Below are 16289 nucleotides of genomic sequence, written 5' to 3' on the forward strand. Positions count from 1 at the left end.
AACTTTCTCTGCCGTAAAAAATATCTTAGTAAAATAACTTCTATTCTAATATTCTAACACACTCAAAAATGAATTGAAATGATGAAAGTATACAACAAAAAACTATTTTATAGTAACTTTTCCATTAATAATACAAAAGATGAAAGAAACAAGCATCTATCTAAGCTATTACTTCAGACACGAATAAATTGCATTCAGCAAGCTATACTTTCCATTTGAAGAGTCTTGCGTAATTTCCCAAATCATAACACCGCCAAAATTGTCCAAAGCATAATTTGTCTTTTTCTTTATTGTATTCACACCATTATAATACACTTTTGTTCCATTAAAGGTTGCAGTATCCGATTTATACGCATTTTTATCTGCTTCCAATAACTCTTCATATGTAGCCCAAGTTGGTCTTCCATAAAACGGAACTCCAAGTACAATCTTCCCGGCCGGTACTCCTCTCTTCTTTTTCCAATAGTTACCACATTTTTTTGCATAAGAATATGGTGAATGATATCTTCCATCTCCCCCATCATATGCCATTACATTTATCCAGTCTAGTTCATTTAAAACCTTATCTGTTTGTGCCTTCGAATCATAATAAGCCGCTCCTAATTGATTTACTCCACCTAATATAGCTGCTGTAAACAATTTATCCTGACTATGAAGCTTTTTACCTAAATATAACATAAAGGCTTCATACTGATTCTTAGTTGTATCCGTTCTTGGATGCTCCCAATCCATATCAATTCCATCAAACCCATACTTGTTACACATATTAATAATTGACTTTGCCAATTTTGCCCGTTTTTTTTCTGTATTCGTTGCTTCTTTAAAAACCGGTTCCAGTTCAGCATCATTATAACTCCATCCACCTACTGACAGTAACACCTTTACTTTTTGTTTATGTGCCTCTTTTATCAATTGCTTTGCCAGCTCCTCCTGCTCCAATTTTCTTAAATTTCCCTCTCTTGTCGGAATTGCAAACGCATAATTCACATGTGTAACCTTATTAAACTGTAATTTCCTTAACTGATTTCCTTTCCAATATGGATAATAGGCAACTACTTTAAAATTTTTTTTTTCATTTTGATTCGCTTCCGATTTGTTCGATAATACAACCATACATACACTTGTAGCAATTACCAGAACAGCAACTAAACCTGTAAGCATTTTTTTTCGATTATTCATATTATCTCCCCTTATCTTATTTATATTATGATGTTTATTTTGACCCCTGATACCTACGGATGACTACGCACTTTGTGGTATCATATTATAACTATTTTTATTCTACCATATATTATACAGTTTTGGAAAAATTTCTTTTGCTTTCTCAAAAAACGCTTGACTTTACTTTGGTAGCGTGTTAGCATGTTAGCATAATAACTTGACTAAAGCACAGCAAAGGAGATAGCATTTATGAAAAAATTAACAGTATTTTTACTTACATTAGCAATAGCTTTATCACTTACTGCATGCGGAGGTACTTCCGGCTCTACGAATCAGACAGATATGGAATACGTAAAAGAGAAAGGAACCCTAGTTGTTGGTATAACTAACTTTGCCCCGATGGACTATAAAGGCACTTCTGGCGAATGGATTGGATTTGATGCAGATATGGCAGGTGCATTTGCAAAGTCCCTTGGTGTTGAGGTCAAATTCGTTGAGATTGACTGGGATAATAAAGTTCTGGAACTTGACGGAAAAACAATCGACTGTGTCTGGAATGGTATGACACTTACTCCTGAAGTTACAAACTCAATGGAATGCTCTAATGCTTATTGCAACAACGCACAGGTCGTTATCGTTCCTTCCAATATGTTTGATAAATACCAGACTGTGGATGACCTTACTGATTTAGCATTTGCGGCCGAAGCAGGGAGTGCCGGAGAAGCCGCACTCAACGAACTGGAACTAAACGTTACTCCTGTAAAAACCCAGTCAGATGCCCTCATGGAAGTAGCAGCCGGAACCTCTGATGCAGCAGTCATCGATTCACTCATGGCAGCCGCTATGGTTGGTAAAGGGACCAGTTACTCGGACCTGACTTATACAGTAGCACTTAAAAATGAAGAATATGGCGTCGGTTTTCGTAAAGGTTCTGACCTTGCAGACGCTCTCAATGATTTCATTGCAGCAAGCTATGCAGATGGTTCTATGTTAAAATGTGCAGAATCTTATGGAGTTCAGGCAACTCTCATTGAACAATAAAACATATCAGAAAGAATGGAAAGTATTATGAAACAAATATTAGAACAACTGCCGATCGTCATTGGTGCTTTGAATGTCGGCTTTATACAAACCTTAAAACTATTTTTCATCACGCTTATTGGTGCATTTCCTCTTGGACTTATTGTTGCATTTGGAGCAATGTCCCATTTCAAGCCACTTAGTTATTTTACAAGAATTATCGTCTGGATTGTAAGAGGTACCCCTCTGATGCTTCAGCTTTTAATCATTTACTACTTCCCTGGCCTGGTTCTGAATACACCAATCTGGGGAAGCGGTGAATCGGGACGATTCGCAGCCGCTTCAATCTCTTTTATTTTCAACTACGCCTGCTACTTTTCCGAAATTTACCGCGGAGGAATTCAAAGCGTTCCCGTTGGGCAACAAGAAGCCGGTCTGGTGCTTGGTATGACAAGAAGTCAGATTTTCTTCAAAATAACCCTGCTTCAAATGCTCAAACGTATCGTTCCGCCAATGTCAAATGAAATCATTACGCTTGTAAAGGATACTTCCCTTTCCCGTATCATCGCACTTCAGGAAATCATCTGGGCAGGTCAGGCATTTATGAAAGGCTCACAGGGTATTTCCGGTGCTATCTGGCCATTATTCTTTACTGGTGTATATTACTTAATTTTCAACGGTATCCTTACGATTCTTCTCGGACGTTTGGAGAAAAAACTGGATTATTTCCGATAGGAGGAGCATAAAACATGGCAATTTTAGAAGTACATAATATTTACAAAAATTTTGGCGGAAATGAAATATTAAAAAATATTAGCTTTTCTTTGGAAAAAGGGCAGGTTGTTTCTATCATAGGATCATCCGGAAGCGGAAAGACAACACTCCTTCGATGTCTCAATTTTTTGGAGCAGCCAGACAAAGGCATTATCAAGGTAAATAACGAAATTCTATTCAATGCAGATGATCCGAAAACTCAGCTAGAATCTGAAATTCGCAAAAAGAGATTGCATTTTGGTCTGGTATTTCAGTCTTTTAATTTATTTCCACAGTACACAGCTCTACAGAATGTAATGCTTGCAAAAGAACTTCTTGCCAAAGAATTGCCGGATTATAAGAAACATAAAACAGAAATTCGGAAAGAGATTAAAACGGAAGCCGTTCGTTTACTAAATCAGATGGGACTTTCGGCTCGAATAAACAATTATCCGCACCAACTTTCCGGTGGACAATGTCAGCGAGTTGCAATCGCAAGGTCTTTAGCACTTCATCCGGATATCCTCTGCTTTGATGAACCTACTTCTGCCCTTGACCCTGAACTTACCGGCGAAGTATTAAAAGTTATCAAAGAACTGGCAGTTCAAAATACTACTATGGTCATTGTTACTCACGAAATGGCGTTTGCAAAAGAAGTTTCTGACCATGTTATTTTTATGGATAATGGTTGTATTCTGGAACAGGGTGACCCGATTCAAGTATTTGAAAACGCAAAAGAAGAACGAACGAAAAATTTTCTCGCACACATTCATTGATATGTGGTTAAACTCTCAAATTAAAATACTATTCCGTTTGTAGGCTCAAAAAATTTTAAAAGGCACCACACAATTAAAATCATTAATTGTATGATGCCTTTTAAGATTTTTTTGGAATCTTTCTATCTTATTTTAAAATATTCTCAATAACCTGATTTGGAATTTCAAACTCCGGGCACCCCATATAGCCGGGTGCAACCTCATATTCATCAAATGCAATAACAAGATTGCCAGACTTATTAAAATAAAAATTTTGATTCTTTTTTATTTTTTGAAAATCATATTCCGGCATATCTTCACTATCTAAGAAATATGTTTTCTCTTCATCTTTCATCTGCTTTCTCATTTCCTTTTTTATATAATCCGTAATGATTGAAACATAATCTGCATTTTCCTTAAATAAATCTTTCAATTCTAAAACTTTTCCTGTTTCTTTGTCAAGATGATAATAACGAACAGTTTCAACCGCACTTGCCATTGTTTCAACTGCTGTTATTTTAAGACTAAATAGTTTATCATTATCTGTAATAACATCATATGATACGTCCAACGCCTCATGTTCCCCATTCTTTTCCATGTCTTCATTAAATGATGCTATCAATTTATCAGTATAAGCCTTGATGTCCTTATTTACCTTTTTTACGCCTTCCGAGGCTTCTTTGTTTTTATTCGTTTCAATCTGCGGAACTTTTACATCTGCTTCCATTGTTCCTTGTTTGACTTCATAACGATTAAACGTAACAACCTTTACAATATTTCCAATCACAGGGATTTTTTCCATCGCCTGCGCCACAGATTGGTTTGTATTAGGAAGAACAATAAAGACTACAGATGCTGCTACAACAGACACTGCCCAGTTCCTCACCGCTTTCTTTTTACTTGCCCTCTTTTTCTCCATTTTTGCCATATCAATTCCCTGTTGAATTCGGTTCAAACATGCTTCTGGAATTTCTATGTTATCATATTCTTGTTTCATTTCCTTTAATTCGTCTTTTAGATTCATGGCGTATCCTCCTTCTCTAAACTTCCAATTGTACTCTAAGCTTCTTTAATGCCCTATATAACCTTGATTTCACCGTATTCACATTTTCATTCGTAATCGCTGCTATCTCATCTAGTTTTAATTCTTCAAAATATTTTAATACAACAACGCTTTTATCTTCCGGATCAAGCCGTTCAATCGCCTGCTTCAAATCATATTCCTCATACTTATCATAAACACCGGTATCTTCCTCATATACCTCCAGCGATTCCTTCTGCCTGCTGCGTAATAAATCGACTGCTGTATTTATTACAATCCGGTAAATCCAAGTATCAATGTATTCCTCTTTTTTTATGCTATCACTTTTTAAAATTGCTTTGTATGCACTCTCCTGTACAATATCTAACGCATCTGCCTCGTTGTGTGCATAACTATATGCTAATCTATAATATTTATCATAATGTTCAATTAATTTCTTTTGTACTGCTTCTTCCATCTTTCGTTTCATATTTCCGACTCATCTTCCCTTCCATATGGATTATATACTTTCTTTTTGTTTGCATCTATTAGACGCAATTAAAATAAAAAAAGTTTCACTCATTTTATCAATTTCTTCTACTGAAAAAAATGGACTGCTACCTGCAGTCCATTTCCAACAATTTATACATCAATGAAGAAACGATTTTGCCAACTGTATGAATCGCATTGATTTCTCTCTGCGTCCATAACCTCTTTGCTTTACAATAATTCAAACCTAAAATTCCAATTACCTTTCCTTTTCGTTGAATTAAAACTTGAAGCATTGTTTCAACATTTTTATCCTTGATTTGTTCTTTATACTTTTCTTCTAGGAGCTCTATATTCGTACAATAAAAAATCCCATTTTTATTAAAATACTTCCGATAAGACTTACCTTCTAAATCCGGCTCAAACATTTTTACTAATACCGTTTCCTTCGTTCGATAAACTGAAATACCCATTTCTGCTAATTCTTTATTATAACAATAAACATATGCACTGTTTACGCAAAACGTTTCGATGAATAATGATAGAATCCGTTCCACCGCCTGTTTCGCACTTTCTTCTTCGTTTGCTATATCAATGGCACGGTCTATTAAAAGTTTTAGGTAAGTAAATCCATCATTTCCGATTCGATTTTCCGTAAACTCTCTCTTTTTTCCTTCTTCACAATTATAAGGTAAAAACTTCATACCCGTTTCATAAAAGAAATATCCGTTTTTTCCGCTTGTTTTAACTCTATATAAAGCAATATCCGCATGATTAAATATTTCATCAAATTCCTCATTTTCTTCTGCTATAGCAATTCCGACACTAAGTGTCATCGGACATCTGGCATCACCCTTATTATAAAACTCCTCTACTTTCTCACATAACTGTCTTGCCTTTTCTTCATATACACTTATATCGCTTTCCTGATAAGCAAAAACAAGGAATTCATCTCCCCCTATCCTGCTTATCACTGCATTTTCTAAAAATACAGATTGAATAATTTCCGCAATCTCAATTAACAGTGCATCTCCTAACAAATGTCCCATTGAATCATTAACTAATTTAAAGTTATCTAAATCAATTAAAAACATCGCTCCCTTACAACATTTGTCTAAAAATTTAATCTCCGATTTTAATTTTTCTTCTAATCCATTCCGATTATACGTCTTTGTTAAAGGATCAATAAATGCCTTTTTTTCCAATTCTTGTACTGTTTCTGCTTCTAATTTCAGACTTCTTAAAACTCCGTGAATAACCTGATGATCTTTTCGTATCTTTCCTTTTATATTATAATAGTCATACCGCTCTTCTGTATTTTTAATCTGCAATCGTGATTCAAAACTTGAATTTTCCAAACAGATACTATGGCAAAGCTTTAATATTTCAGTCTGAAACCCTTCATCCAATAGTTTTCCATTCTTCACATTTTCTAAAAAATGTTCTGTTTTATCCCCCAGTGGAATACACATTCTACTTTTTCCAAATAGATTTAGTGTATCTGAAACAATATCATAGCTGAATGGGATTGCCTCCATCAGCTCTGACACGTCTTCCCTAAATAAACTCAACATATTTTATTCCCTCTTTTTTGCTCTCGCTATCGCCTATTAAGCATAATATTAGTACTTTTTTCCTATTTCGTCAAGAGCATATAAGTCCTTTTACGATTCCTTTTTATTCTTAATAAATACAGAACATATATTTCTTTATTAAGCTCTCTTTGCGGCTTCTACAACATGAGAAACCAAAACTGATGTAGTTACAGTTCCAACACCTCCAGGCACCGGAGTAATCGAGTCTACAATTGGTTCGACCTCATCAAATTTTACGTCTCCACAAAGCTTTCCTGCTTCATTAACATGAATTCCTACATCAATTACAACCTGATCTTTTCGAAAATAGTTTTGATTAAATTCTTCTTTCCTTCCTGCTGCCACAATTACAATATCCGCCTCTTTTATAACAGCTTCCATATCTTTTGTTTTTGTATGACAAATCGTTACCGTCGCATTCTTTTGAAGTAAAAGCATAGCAACCGGTTTTCCCACAACAAGACTTCGTCCTACTACGATTGCCTTTTTGCCTGTAGAATCTATTCCATAAAAATCCAAAATTTCCATACAGGCCTGTGCCGTACATGGGGCAAACCCTTTCTTTTCACCGGTAAAAACCCCGGTTAATGAACCATTCGTAATTCCATCTACATCTTTCTTTGGTTCAATCGCCTGGCAAATCCTTTCCTCATTCAAATGCTTTGGAAGAGGTCGAAACAAAAGTACACCATGAATGGAATCATCCTCGTTTATTTTTTTTATTACCTGAAGTAACTCATTTTCAGAAACCTGTTCTGGTAAAAGAAATTGAGTTACCTCAACTCCAAGCATATTGCATCTTTTCATTGCTCCCCGTTCATAAGAAATATCCTCTTCCCGTTCACCAACGCGTATAATTCCTAATTTCGGAATAACTCCCTTTTGCTTTAATACTTCTACCTCTTGTTTTATTGTTTCATTCAGCTTTTCATTTACATTAGCACCTTTCAATAACAAAGCCAACTTTTCTACCTCCTTTGCCAGTGTCTATTTATTTAGAATCTTGAACGAACTTCCCAAAAAAGTTCATCCGCCAGTTTCGAATATTTTTCAAGCATCGCATCAACACGTGCTTCCATTTTTTCTGCATATTCCTTGTCTTTCATACATTTTGTATTAATAAAAACGCTAAGTCCTGCTCCTTGTAAAGCTGCACGGCAACAGGTAACTCCAACTCCAACATCACTAATCGCCATTTTAGAACCCATTATTAAAAACTTTTTATGCAGCTCGATCGCCTCACAGCTTTTTTCCATAATTTCCAATGGAACACGACATGCTCCTCTCAATGCTTCTTCCATAACCTCCTCTTTGCGTTTTCTTTCGTCCTCGGTTTCTTTTGGCAACCGATAAGACTCCAATAAAGGCAAAAACATTTTCGCATCCTCATCAATTAAGGAAAGAAACTCTTGCTGCAATTCCATCGCACGCTCCAAAAGCTCTTTTAATTCTTGCTCATACGGTTGATATTTCTTCTTGCCAACCGTCAAACTGCCAACCATATTGCCAAGTGCGATTCCTACAGCTCCAACCAATGCGACTGCACCACCGCCTCCCGGAACCGGCTCCTTAGAGCCAAGTACTTTTATAAAATCTTCACAAGTTTGTTTTTGAAATTCCATTATGACCTCCTAATAATCAATCATTCCCAATTAAGAATACTCCTTTTTATGTCCCCAATCATATACAAAGAACCTAATGCACAAATAATGCCATCAAAGCCGGCTTTCTCTATCGCCTCTTTACAAGCTTTCTCTATATTATCATAAGCAGTCACCTTTACTCCCATTCCTTCCAGAACAGCTTGCAATTCCTTTGCTTCCATTGCTCTAGGAGTTGGCGGCGTAACCGTAAAAAACTCCGAAGCTGACGAAACCAATTCCCTCATCATATTTGCAACGTCTTTGTCTTTCATTGCTCCGACAATAAATAAGATTTTCTTATCCTCAAACAATAATTTAAGACTTTCTGCTGTCGCCTTTATTCCTTGCGGATTATGTGCTCCATCAACAATAAATACCGGATTTTCATGAAGCAGCTCGAATCGCCCAATCCATTTAGCAGTACGAAGACCTTCTCTTAATGCCTCATCGCTGATTTTATAACCTTTTTTTCTCAAAACTTGAATTATTTCCAAAACAACTGCCGCATTAAATAATTGATAACCTCCAATCAAAGAAACTTTAAGTTCTTTCCAGGCTTTATAATCAAATACTTGCCCATGCAAATCTACTTTTTCTCTTCTTAATGTCTGATAATCCGGACAAATCATTCTGGCATTTTTCTCTTTACAGACTTTTTCAAAAACTTCCAATGCCTCCGCATTTTTTCCATAGACAACTACATCGCCATTCTGTTTTATAATTCCTGCTTTCGAACTGGCAATTTCTGTTATTGTATTGCCAAGTATCCTCATATGATCAAATCCAATTGCTGTAATTACAGAAACTAAAGAATCCTCAATGACATTTGTAGAGTCAAATGTACCACCTAACCCAACTTCTAATACAACAATATCACATTTCTTTCTTCGAAAAAATTCCATACCAATTGCCGTATTCAAATCAAACTCGGTCGGTGCTTCTTCCATCGTTTCTGCCAATGGACGGATAAATGTAACAATCTCTGCCAGTTCTTCATTTGAAATCATTTCTCCATTATATTGAATTCTCTCATTAAAGATATAAATAAAGGGTGAAGTAAATAACCCCACCCGATAACCAGCTTCTTTTAAAACAGAAGCCAACATGGCAGACGTAGAGCCTTTTCCATTGGTTCCTGCAACATGAACAAATTTCAAATCTTTTTCCGGATTTTCCAACTTATTAAGTAAATCCCGAATTCGATTCAGCCCCGGCTTTTTGTTTACCCATGAAACACTATGTATATACTCCAATGCCTCATCATAATTCATAAATTATCCTCTTCTTTCCTTAAAGCTACCTTAGTATAACTTTTTGATCCAGATTTTTTCGCCATCCAGCACCCTGTACAATTTCAGACACATCTTCATATTTATTCAAAGAGTATATATGAATTCCATTCACTCCCAAATTCATATATCGAAAAATTTGTTTGATTGTATATTCTTTTCCTGCCTTTTTAAAATCTTCCGGATTATTGTAATACCGGCTTATTATTTCTGCCAACTCTCTTGGAATGGAGCATCCATTCATCGAAAGTGTCATTCGCAACGTCGCTTCCTTATTAAGAACAGGCATAACTCCCACTACAATTGGCAGATGAATTCCTGCTTTCCGAAGCATCTCTACCCAACGCTCGAATTGTTCTAAATCATAACAAAGCTGTGACATAATAAAGTCAGCTCCAGCATCTTGTTTCATGCGGATATGTGCAATATCTTCTTCAAAGGTATCACATTGAATATGCTTTTCAGGTGCCCCCGCAGCTGCAATCCCCATGTCCGGGAAATTTTCTTTTATAAATGCAATCAATTGGTTCGCATGCTGAAAATCACCGCGTGTATCTTCCCATCCGGACGGAATATCACCACGCAATGCCAACACATTTTCTACTCCTTTTGAAATGTATTCCTCTAATTCTCTCTTAATCCCCTCTCTTGTATTACTAATACAAGTAAAATGTGTCATTGGAATCGCCATCCCTGCTTTTTTTATCTCGTGGCAAATTTCCATGTTTCTCCCTACATTTGTCCCTCCAGCCCCATAAGTACAACTGACAAAATCAGGCTGAAACTGATATAATTGATTTAATGTATTAATTAATGGCTCAATCGGCTGTTTTTCTTTTGGTGGAAATACTTCAAAGCTAAATGTCATCTTTTTTTTCAAAATATCCGCTATTTTCATATTGTTTCCTTTCCCGTAACTCTTCATTACCCCAAAAAACTTATCATATTTTTATATAGTATCATTAGAAAAATTAGAAGTCAAGAAAAACAATTGTCTTTGCAAGACAAACATATTTCTGAAAATTTATTTTTAACAGAATATGGAATAAACTTTCCTTTTTTGATTTTTTCAGCCTAAATCAATAATTGAAATATCATTAAACTTTGATTTAAACTCTTCTTCATGACTAGTGATAATAATATTTTTTTCCTGTCGGACTAATTTTTTTAAAATCAAAATAATTAATTCTTTTCCTGCCGAATCAACCGATGCAAAAGGCTCATCAAAAATATAATTTTTCTTTTCAATAACTGAAATAATTGTAAAAAAGAATAGTTTTAATTCCCCACCTGACAACATCCTTATCTCTTTTTCCCATATTTTTTCATAGTCAAATATTTTCTTATACTCTTCCATCTTACTCCAATAATACTCTTTATAGTTCTTTATTTTTTGTAACCTTAATAAAAATTGAACCATATCTTTTGCTTTCAATCGCCCTGAAAAATATAATTGCTGATTTAAATATACAATGTTTTCATTTCCTGTTATTGTTCCTGAATAGGAAGTATCTAAACCAGAAATACAATCTAATAAAGTCGTTTTTCCCGATCCATTCTTTCCTTTTAAATAAGTTATACCATCATCTATATCTAAATTAAAATTGTTATATAATTCTCTTTTTGAAAAATTTCTTATTTTTATCATATACTATCTCCTCTCTGTCGGAAGCGGATTGAAATGAAAAATGCTATATAATCCACCTCCAATTAAGATTACACTAATTATAATATATTGTATAATTTCTTTCACTTGACTTAAAAAAAGTAAATTAGAAAAATATATAAAAGGATTAAATTTGTCCAAAGTGCGATTAACCCCTATTGAAAGAAATAACATGATAAAAACAATATTCACAAATACGGATAAAGAATTTACATGAACATTTCTAATCAGTGTAATATTATAACAAAAAAAAGCAATTGGAATAAATAATATTAAATACAACACAGAATATAAATTCATATAGAAAAAAGAAAAACCATATAAAATTGTACTAACCAAATTAAATAGAAATAAACAGACAAACGAGTAAACAATTTGCGTAAATAAATTAGCAAAAAAGAACGTATAAGCCTTTCCACTTATTGAAAACGCTGTTTTTAATGTACCCGCTTCTTTTTCTGTCAATGAATGTATTCCTATTCCATAAATATAAGAAGAAATAATAATATAAGTCCAGCCAAAACGCATATCTGTCATTTCTACCACTTTATCACAATTAATAATCAAAAAAAACGCCGGCATAGTCAACGACCATATCATTTTTAACTTATCTTTTTTTAGCATCTTCACATTCAAAACAAAAAATGCAATCACTTGATCCATTTATCTAACTATTAATGTATTTTTTTGAGGATTATTATAAGTTATTTTGTCATAAAAGTCTATGATATTTTAGGAAAAGTTTACTTTTTATACAATTTCTATGTATAAATATACTATTTTATAGTAAATAAGTGCAATAAAAAAAGTACTGCCTTGCTCCAAAGTTTTTTACTATCGCAAAACAATACTTTTTAACAAAAACTACTCTTTTATCTATACCAGTTTTCTTCCCTGTGCCATATATAACAAGGCATTGCAAATCGAAGCCGCAACGTTGCTTCCACCCTTTCTTCCTCTTGCTACAATATATGGAATATCAGCCGTCATAATCAGCTCTTTTGATTCTACTACATTCACAAATCCAACCGGTACACCTATCACTAATGCCGGATTTATTTTTTCTTCCTTTATTAATTCATAAAGACGTATTAAAGCAGTTGGCGCATTTCCAATTGCAAAAATCGCATTTGGATATTCCCTCGCAGCTTTGTTCATGCTGGCAACTGCACGAGTTGTTCCATGTTCCTTTGCCTCTTTTGCCACATCATCTTCCGCCATAAAACAGTGAACTTTGCCGCCAAAATCCTGTAATGCTTTTTTATTTACTCCCGCTTTCGCCATATTCGTATCCGTTATAATAACTGCGCCATTTTTTATCGCTTCCATTGCTTTCTCAACAACCTGTTCTGAAAAACATAAGCTATCCTGATAAGAAAAATCAGCGGTCGTATGAATGACTCTCTTTATAATCGGTTTTTGAATTGGATCCAGCTCTCTTGTCAATTCTTTTTCTATCAATTCAAAGCTTCTCTTTTCAATTTCTCCGGGCAATACATTTTGCAATTCTACTTTCATCTTCGTTCCTCTTCTCCCTTATCGTTTATTGGCAAGCATTTCTTCCCTGCTTATTCCCATTATTTTGTATATTTTATTCATGTCAAGATTTTTTCTCACTTCATCTGCAAGCTTATCATACTGCATTTCTTTATATTCCTCAAAAGAAACAATGGAGCACTCTCTTCCTTTCAGCCCTTTCCTTTGAAGTAGTAAATTAAGAAGTGCATTTCTCACCTTTTCGTTATCAAAAATACCATGTACATAACTTCCTGCAACATTTTTATAGACTGCACCATCTGGTTTTTCCATTTCTTCATCGGAAAGAAAACTCTTTATTTTCGTTAAGCTTTTTGCGGATTCTTCCAATGTAGTCACACCCATATGAATCTCATATCCTTCAATTGGTACATTCGATAATATTTCATACTCTCCTTCTAATCTGGCAAAATGCCCACGTACTCTCGTCCGGACTTTTTTACTTTCAAACACAGTAGTTAAAGGTAACAGACCTATTCCTTCCAAATCCCCCTTTCCTTCTACTCCATCAGGGTCTTTTAGTTCTTTTCCAAGCATCTGATAACCACCGCAAATTCCAAAAATAAGGGTACCTTTTTGTTGTGCTTTTTTTATACCTGCTTCTAGACCATTTTGTCTAATCCATAATAAATCAGCCATTGTACTTTTTGTACCAGGCAGTATAATCAAATCCGGACATCCTAGTTCTTCCACTTTTTTTACATAACGCACACCAACCTCTTCGATTGCCTCTAATGCATTAAAATCTGTAAAATTAGAAATCCTAGGAAGGCAGATTACAGCTATATCAATTAAACTTTTTTCTGTTTTTCTCGTTAATCGTTCGGATAAACTGTCTTCGTCTTCGATATCAACCTGCATATAAGGAACAACTCCAAGAACAGGCTTATGAATTTTTTCTTCTAGCATGATAAGACCTGGTTCCAGTATTTTTTTGTCACCTCTGAATTTATTAATGATGACCCCTTTTATTCGTTCCCGTTCTTCCTCTTCCAGTAATAAAACCGTTCCCGCTAACTGTGCAAAGACACCACCCCGGTCAATATCTCCTGCAAGCAATACCGGTGCATCTGCTATTTTTGCCATTCCCATATTTACAATATCATTTTCCTTCAGATTGATTTCAGCAGGGCTTCCTGCACCCTCAATTACAATAATATCATACTCTTCTTCTAATTCACTTAACGCCTTTTTTATATCTGGAATTAAATTGTGTTTATATTGAAAATACTCCGAAGCTTCCATATTTCCTCTGACCTCGCCATTTACAATGACCTGAGAACCCATATCTGTTGTCGGCTTTAGAAGAATCGGGTTCATCTTAACTGATGGCTTCACACCAGACGCCTCTGCCTGCATTACTTGTGCTCGTCCCATTTCAAGTCCTTCTTCGGTAATAAACGAATTCAGTGCCATATTTTGTGATTTAAAAGGAGCTACTTTATATCCGTCCTGTTTAAAAATCCGGCATAATCCTGCAACTAAAAAACTTTTTCCTGCATTGGACATTGTTCCTTGAATCATAATTTTTTTTGCCATAGAAACACCCCACTTTTCTTATAAATTTTCATTCTCTAGCGTTTCGCAATCAATAAAATGAATGTGGTCTAATTTTTCCTCTGCTAAAACAGCAGTAATTCCGTCCCCGTTTTTGACCTGCCAATGATAAAAGTCTTCATGAGGGTTGGAAAGCTCGTCTAAAATAGCCATAATTGTACCACCATGTACAACAAACGCAATTTTTGTTAAGTTTTTTTCTTTGGCTTTTCTTATTGCACACCAAAATGCCTGAATCGTCCTTGTTTTAAATTCTTCTCTCGTTTCCCCATCTGGAAAACCAATTGTTCCATTACTTTTAATCCATTCCTGATATGCTTTTTCTTCTTTTATTTCTTCATAATTTTTATACTCATAAATTCCAAAATCACATTCCCTGAGCCCTTCTAAAACTTCCGCTTCTACATTTTTATAAATATAGGAAGCAGTCTGTCTGCACCGCAAAAGAGGACTTACAAAAACATAATCTGCTTTGGGATACTGTTTGTTTGAAAGAAGCCAGATTGCTTCCTTTGTCAGTTCCTCATCCGTAGTTCCTACATATCTACGCTCTTCATTTCCCTTTGTCTTTCCGTGACGAATCAATACAACTTCCAACTCTTTTTCCTTTATCACAGTTCCAATCCCACAAGTAATTCGTGTCACCTTATCTGCTCTTTTCGCAAGCATACAACAGATTCGCCCGGTTTTCTCACGCCATTTTCGTTCAAGAGCATCCATAGGAACAATACCATATCCAATCTCTGTACTGATTATAATCATATCTTCCCATTTCTCTAATATCTGTTCTACCAGCCGTTCAATCGGATACTCTTCTTTTAACCAGCGAAAAAGAAATAAATGGAAATTGTTAATCGCTTTTATCTCATTTTTTCCCTTTTCCCATTGTGTAATATCTAATACTCCCGTTTTTCCATCTATGATATCAGCCTCTGTAATTGAATAATGTTCTTTTACATAATCAAGCTTTCCCTGAAACGCTCCTCCAATCACAAATTCCATTTCATTTCCTCCAATTCACCTGTTCTTTACAAAATAACACCACTTATGTAACTCATAATAACAGACACAATTATAATGCCAAGCTCACAAATCTGAAGAAAATAGCCTGCCAAATCGCCTGTAATTCCACCAAACTCTTTGTATGCCATGTGTTTATAATAGAAAAAAATGCACCAGCCTGCCACTGCACAGGCAACTCCAATCACCGGATTTGCCCAAACCATACCAGCCATAGCAAGAAGCAGATAAAGTCCCATAACTACTCTGACTGCTCTTTTTTCTGCTACATTTGAAAAAGAAGCCAACATTCCCTCTTTTCTTGCTCCTTTTAAAGTCACCATTGCAAGTCCGCTAAATGCTCTTGAATAGACAAAACCAATTGCAACAACTACTACAAAATCAGAAGAAATTTCACTTGCAAATCCAAGATTTAATAAAAAGTAAACAATACCTCCTATAATAGCAAAGGCACCGGTATGAGAATCTTTTAGAATCTCTAACTTTCTTTCTCTCTCTGCATAAGAACTTCTCGCATCCATTGTATCAAGAAATCCATCGACATGAATCCCACCTGTAATAAAAATCGGAAGGCAGACTAAAATAGAAGCTGTCAATAAAGCACCGGCTCCACATTGCTGTAAAAAAGAAAAAATAATATAATATGCAATTCCTATTACTCCTCCAATCATCGGAAAAAAACAAATCGCATATTTCATATTTTCTTTTGACCAGTCTGCTCCTTTCATAGGAATTTTTGAATACATCGCAAAAGCAATCTTAAATGCCTGCCATAGCTTCATGC

Annotated in this window: 17 protein-coding genes; 3 read left to right on the forward strand and 14 right to left on the reverse strand. The window is 35.1% G+C overall.

Annotated elements, in window-relative coordinates:
* Nucleotides 1-168: 168 nt before the first annotated feature.
* Entirely contained in the window at nucleotides 169-1179 is a 1011-nt protein-coding gene (locus FYJ58_RS01025; RefSeq protein WP_154515921.1) for a glycosyl hydrolase family 18 protein, read from the reverse strand.
* Nucleotides 1180-1410: 231 nt separating this feature from the next.
* Between FYJ58_RS01025 and FYJ58_RS01030 the strand changes: the two genes are divergently transcribed.
* The 3 genes from FYJ58_RS01030 to FYJ58_RS01040 are packed head-to-tail and all read left to right on the forward strand — an operon-like array spanning nucleotide 1411 to nucleotide 3710.
* A complete protein-coding gene (locus FYJ58_RS01030; RefSeq protein ID WP_154515924.1) occupies nucleotides 1411-2202 on the forward strand; it encodes a transporter substrate-binding domain-containing protein in 792 nt (263 codons plus the stop codon).
* A 27-nt stretch (nucleotides 2203-2229) separates the two neighbouring features.
* Nucleotides 2230-2916, forward strand: coding sequence for an amino acid ABC transporter permease (locus FYJ58_RS01035; RefSeq protein WP_154515927.1), 687 nt, complete (start codon nucleotides 2230-2232; stop codon nucleotides 2914-2916).
* A 14-nt stretch (nucleotides 2917-2930) separates the two neighbouring features.
* The gene (locus FYJ58_RS01040) at nucleotides 2931-3710 is read left to right on the forward strand and encodes an amino acid ABC transporter ATP-binding protein (protein ID WP_154515930.1); all 780 of its coding nucleotides are present in this window, start codon (nucleotides 2931-2933) and stop codon (nucleotides 3708-3710) included.
* Nucleotides 3711-3837: 127 nt separating this feature from the next.
* On the opposite strand, the gene FYJ58_RS01045 is transcribed toward FYJ58_RS01040, so the two are convergent.
* From FYJ58_RS01045 to FYJ58_RS01105, 13 genes are all read right to left on the reverse strand, one after another.
* On the reverse strand, nucleotides 3838-4713 hold the full coding sequence (locus FYJ58_RS01045; RefSeq protein WP_154515933.1) for a DUF3298 and DUF4163 domain-containing protein: 876 nt from the start codon (nucleotides 4711-4713) through the stop codon (nucleotides 3838-3840).
* A gap of 16 nt (nucleotides 4714-4729) precedes the next feature.
* Nucleotides 4730-5200 carry an RNA polymerase sigma factor gene (locus tag FYJ58_RS01050; RefSeq protein WP_154515936.1) on the reverse strand — a complete coding sequence of 157 codons (471 nt, stop codon included), beginning with the start codon at nucleotides 5198-5200 and terminating at the stop codon, nucleotides 4730-4732.
* A gap of 127 nt (nucleotides 5201-5327) precedes the next feature.
* A complete protein-coding gene (locus tag FYJ58_RS01055; RefSeq protein WP_154515939.1) occupies nucleotides 5328-6773 on the reverse strand; it encodes a GGDEF domain-containing protein in 1446 nt (481 codons plus the stop codon).
* A gap of 138 nt (nucleotides 6774-6911) precedes the next feature.
* Entirely contained in the window at nucleotides 6912-7757 is an 846-nt protein-coding gene (locus tag FYJ58_RS01060) for a bifunctional 5,10-methylenetetrahydrofolate dehydrogenase/5,10-methenyltetrahydrofolate cyclohydrolase (protein WP_154515942.1), read from the reverse strand.
* A 32-nt stretch (nucleotides 7758-7789) separates the two neighbouring features.
* Nucleotides 7790-8416, reverse strand: a complete 627-nt coding sequence (locus FYJ58_RS01065) for a cyclodeaminase/cyclohydrolase family protein (protein WP_154515945.1) — start codon at nucleotides 8414-8416, stop codon at nucleotides 7790-7792.
* Nucleotides 8417-8436: 20 nt separating this feature from the next.
* Nucleotides 8437-9708: a bifunctional folylpolyglutamate synthase/dihydrofolate synthase gene (locus tag FYJ58_RS01070; RefSeq protein ID WP_154515948.1), complete on the reverse strand. Its 1272-nt coding sequence runs from the start codon at nucleotides 9706-9708 to the stop codon at nucleotides 8437-8439.
* 25 nt (nucleotides 9709-9733) lie between these two features.
* Entirely contained in the window at nucleotides 9734-10624 is an 891-nt protein-coding gene (locus tag FYJ58_RS01075; protein WP_154515951.1) for a methylenetetrahydrofolate reductase, read from the reverse strand.
* Nucleotides 10625-10795: 171 nt separating this feature from the next.
* Complete coding sequence (locus FYJ58_RS01080) at nucleotides 10796-11374, reverse strand: ATP-binding cassette domain-containing protein (RefSeq protein WP_154515954.1); 579 nt, start codon at nucleotides 11372-11374, stop codon at nucleotides 10796-10798.
* Nucleotides 11375-11377: 3 nt separating this feature from the next.
* Nucleotides 11378-12055, reverse strand: a complete 678-nt coding sequence (locus tag FYJ58_RS01085; RefSeq protein WP_154515957.1) for a hypothetical protein — start codon at nucleotides 12053-12055, stop codon at nucleotides 11378-11380.
* Between the two features lie 213 nt (nucleotides 12056-12268).
* On the reverse strand, nucleotides 12269-12910 hold the full coding sequence (locus tag FYJ58_RS01090; RefSeq protein WP_154515960.1) for a precorrin-8X methylmutase: 642 nt from the start codon (nucleotides 12908-12910) through the stop codon (nucleotides 12269-12271).
* An 18-nt stretch (nucleotides 12911-12928) separates the two neighbouring features.
* Nucleotides 12929-14467 carry a cobyric acid synthase gene (locus FYJ58_RS01095; protein ID WP_154515963.1) on the reverse strand — a complete coding sequence of 513 codons (1539 nt, stop codon included), beginning with the start codon at nucleotides 14465-14467 and terminating at the stop codon, nucleotides 12929-12931.
* A gap of 18 nt (nucleotides 14468-14485) precedes the next feature.
* Nucleotides 14486-15487, reverse strand: coding sequence for a bifunctional adenosylcobinamide kinase/adenosylcobinamide-phosphate guanylyltransferase (locus FYJ58_RS01100; protein ID WP_154515966.1), 1002 nt, complete (start codon nucleotides 15485-15487; stop codon nucleotides 14486-14488).
* A 26-nt stretch (nucleotides 15488-15513) separates the two neighbouring features.
* A complete protein-coding gene (locus FYJ58_RS01105) occupies nucleotides 15514-16287 on the reverse strand; it encodes an adenosylcobinamide-GDP ribazoletransferase (protein WP_154515969.1) in 774 nt (257 codons plus the stop codon).
* Nucleotides 16288-16289: the final 2 nt, after the last annotated feature.

It is taken from the genome of Velocimicrobium porci (assembly GCF_009696045.1).
GTDB lineage: Bacteria > Bacillota > Clostridia > Lachnospirales > Lachnospiraceae > Velocimicrobium > Velocimicrobium porci.

What these genes read in the sequence shown, in the direction of transcription:
- FYJ58_RS01025 (WP_154515921.1), bottom strand. Translation starts at nt 1,179, where the DNA reads ATGAATAATCGAAAAAAAATGCTTACAGGTTTAGTTGCTGTTCTGGTA.
- FYJ58_RS01030 (WP_154515924.1), top strand. Translation starts at nt 1,411, where the DNA reads ATGAAAAAATTAACAGTATTTTTACTTACATTAGCAATAGCTTTATCA.
- FYJ58_RS01035 (WP_154515927.1), top strand. Translation starts at nt 2,230, where the DNA reads ATGAAACAAATATTAGAACAACTGCCGATCGTCATTGGTGCTTTGAAT.
- FYJ58_RS01040 (WP_154515930.1), top strand. Translation starts at nt 2,931, where the DNA reads ATGGCAATTTTAGAAGTACATAATATTTACAAAAATTTTGGCGGAAAT.
- FYJ58_RS01045 (WP_154515933.1), bottom strand. Translation starts at nt 4,713, where the DNA reads ATGAATCTAAAAGACGAATTAAAGGAAATGAAACAAGAATATGATAAC.
- FYJ58_RS01050 (WP_154515936.1), bottom strand. Translation starts at nt 5,200, where the DNA reads ATGAAACGAAAGATGGAAGAAGCAGTACAAAAGAAATTAATTGAACAT.
- FYJ58_RS01055 (WP_154515939.1), bottom strand. Translation starts at nt 6,773, where the DNA reads ATGTTGAGTTTATTTAGGGAAGACGTGTCAGAGCTGATGGAGGCAATC.
- FYJ58_RS01065 (WP_154515945.1), bottom strand. Translation starts at nt 8,416, where the DNA reads ATGGAATTTCAAAAACAAACTTGTGAAGATTTTATAAAAGTACTTGGC.
- FYJ58_RS01070 (WP_154515948.1), bottom strand. Translation starts at nt 9,708, where the DNA reads ATGAATTATGATGAGGCATTGGAGTATATACATAGTGTTTCATGGGTA.
- FYJ58_RS01075 (WP_154515951.1), bottom strand. Translation starts at nt 10,624, where the DNA reads ATGAAAATAGCGGATATTTTGAAAAAAAAGATGACATTTAGCTTTGAA.
- FYJ58_RS01080 (WP_154515954.1), bottom strand. Translation starts at nt 11,374, where the DNA reads ATGATAAAAATAAGAAATTTTTCAAAAAGAGAATTATATAACAATTTT.
- FYJ58_RS01085 (WP_154515957.1), bottom strand. Translation starts at nt 12,055, where the DNA reads ATGGATCAAGTGATTGCATTTTTTGTTTTGAATGTGAAGATGCTAAAA.
- FYJ58_RS01090 (WP_154515960.1), bottom strand. Translation starts at nt 12,910, where the DNA reads ATGAAAGTAGAATTGCAAAATGTATTGCCCGGAGAAATTGAAAAGAGA.
- FYJ58_RS01095 (WP_154515963.1), bottom strand. Translation starts at nt 14,467, where the DNA reads ATGGCAAAAAAAATTATGATTCAAGGAACAATGTCCAATGCAGGAAAA.
- FYJ58_RS01100 (WP_154515966.1), bottom strand. Translation starts at nt 15,487, where the DNA reads ATGGAATTTGTGATTGGAGGAGCGTTTCAGGGAAAGCTTGATTATGTA.
- FYJ58_RS01105 (WP_154515969.1), bottom strand. Translation starts at nt 16,287, where the DNA reads ATGAAGCTATGGCAGGCATTTAAGATTGCTTTTGCGATGTATTCAAAA.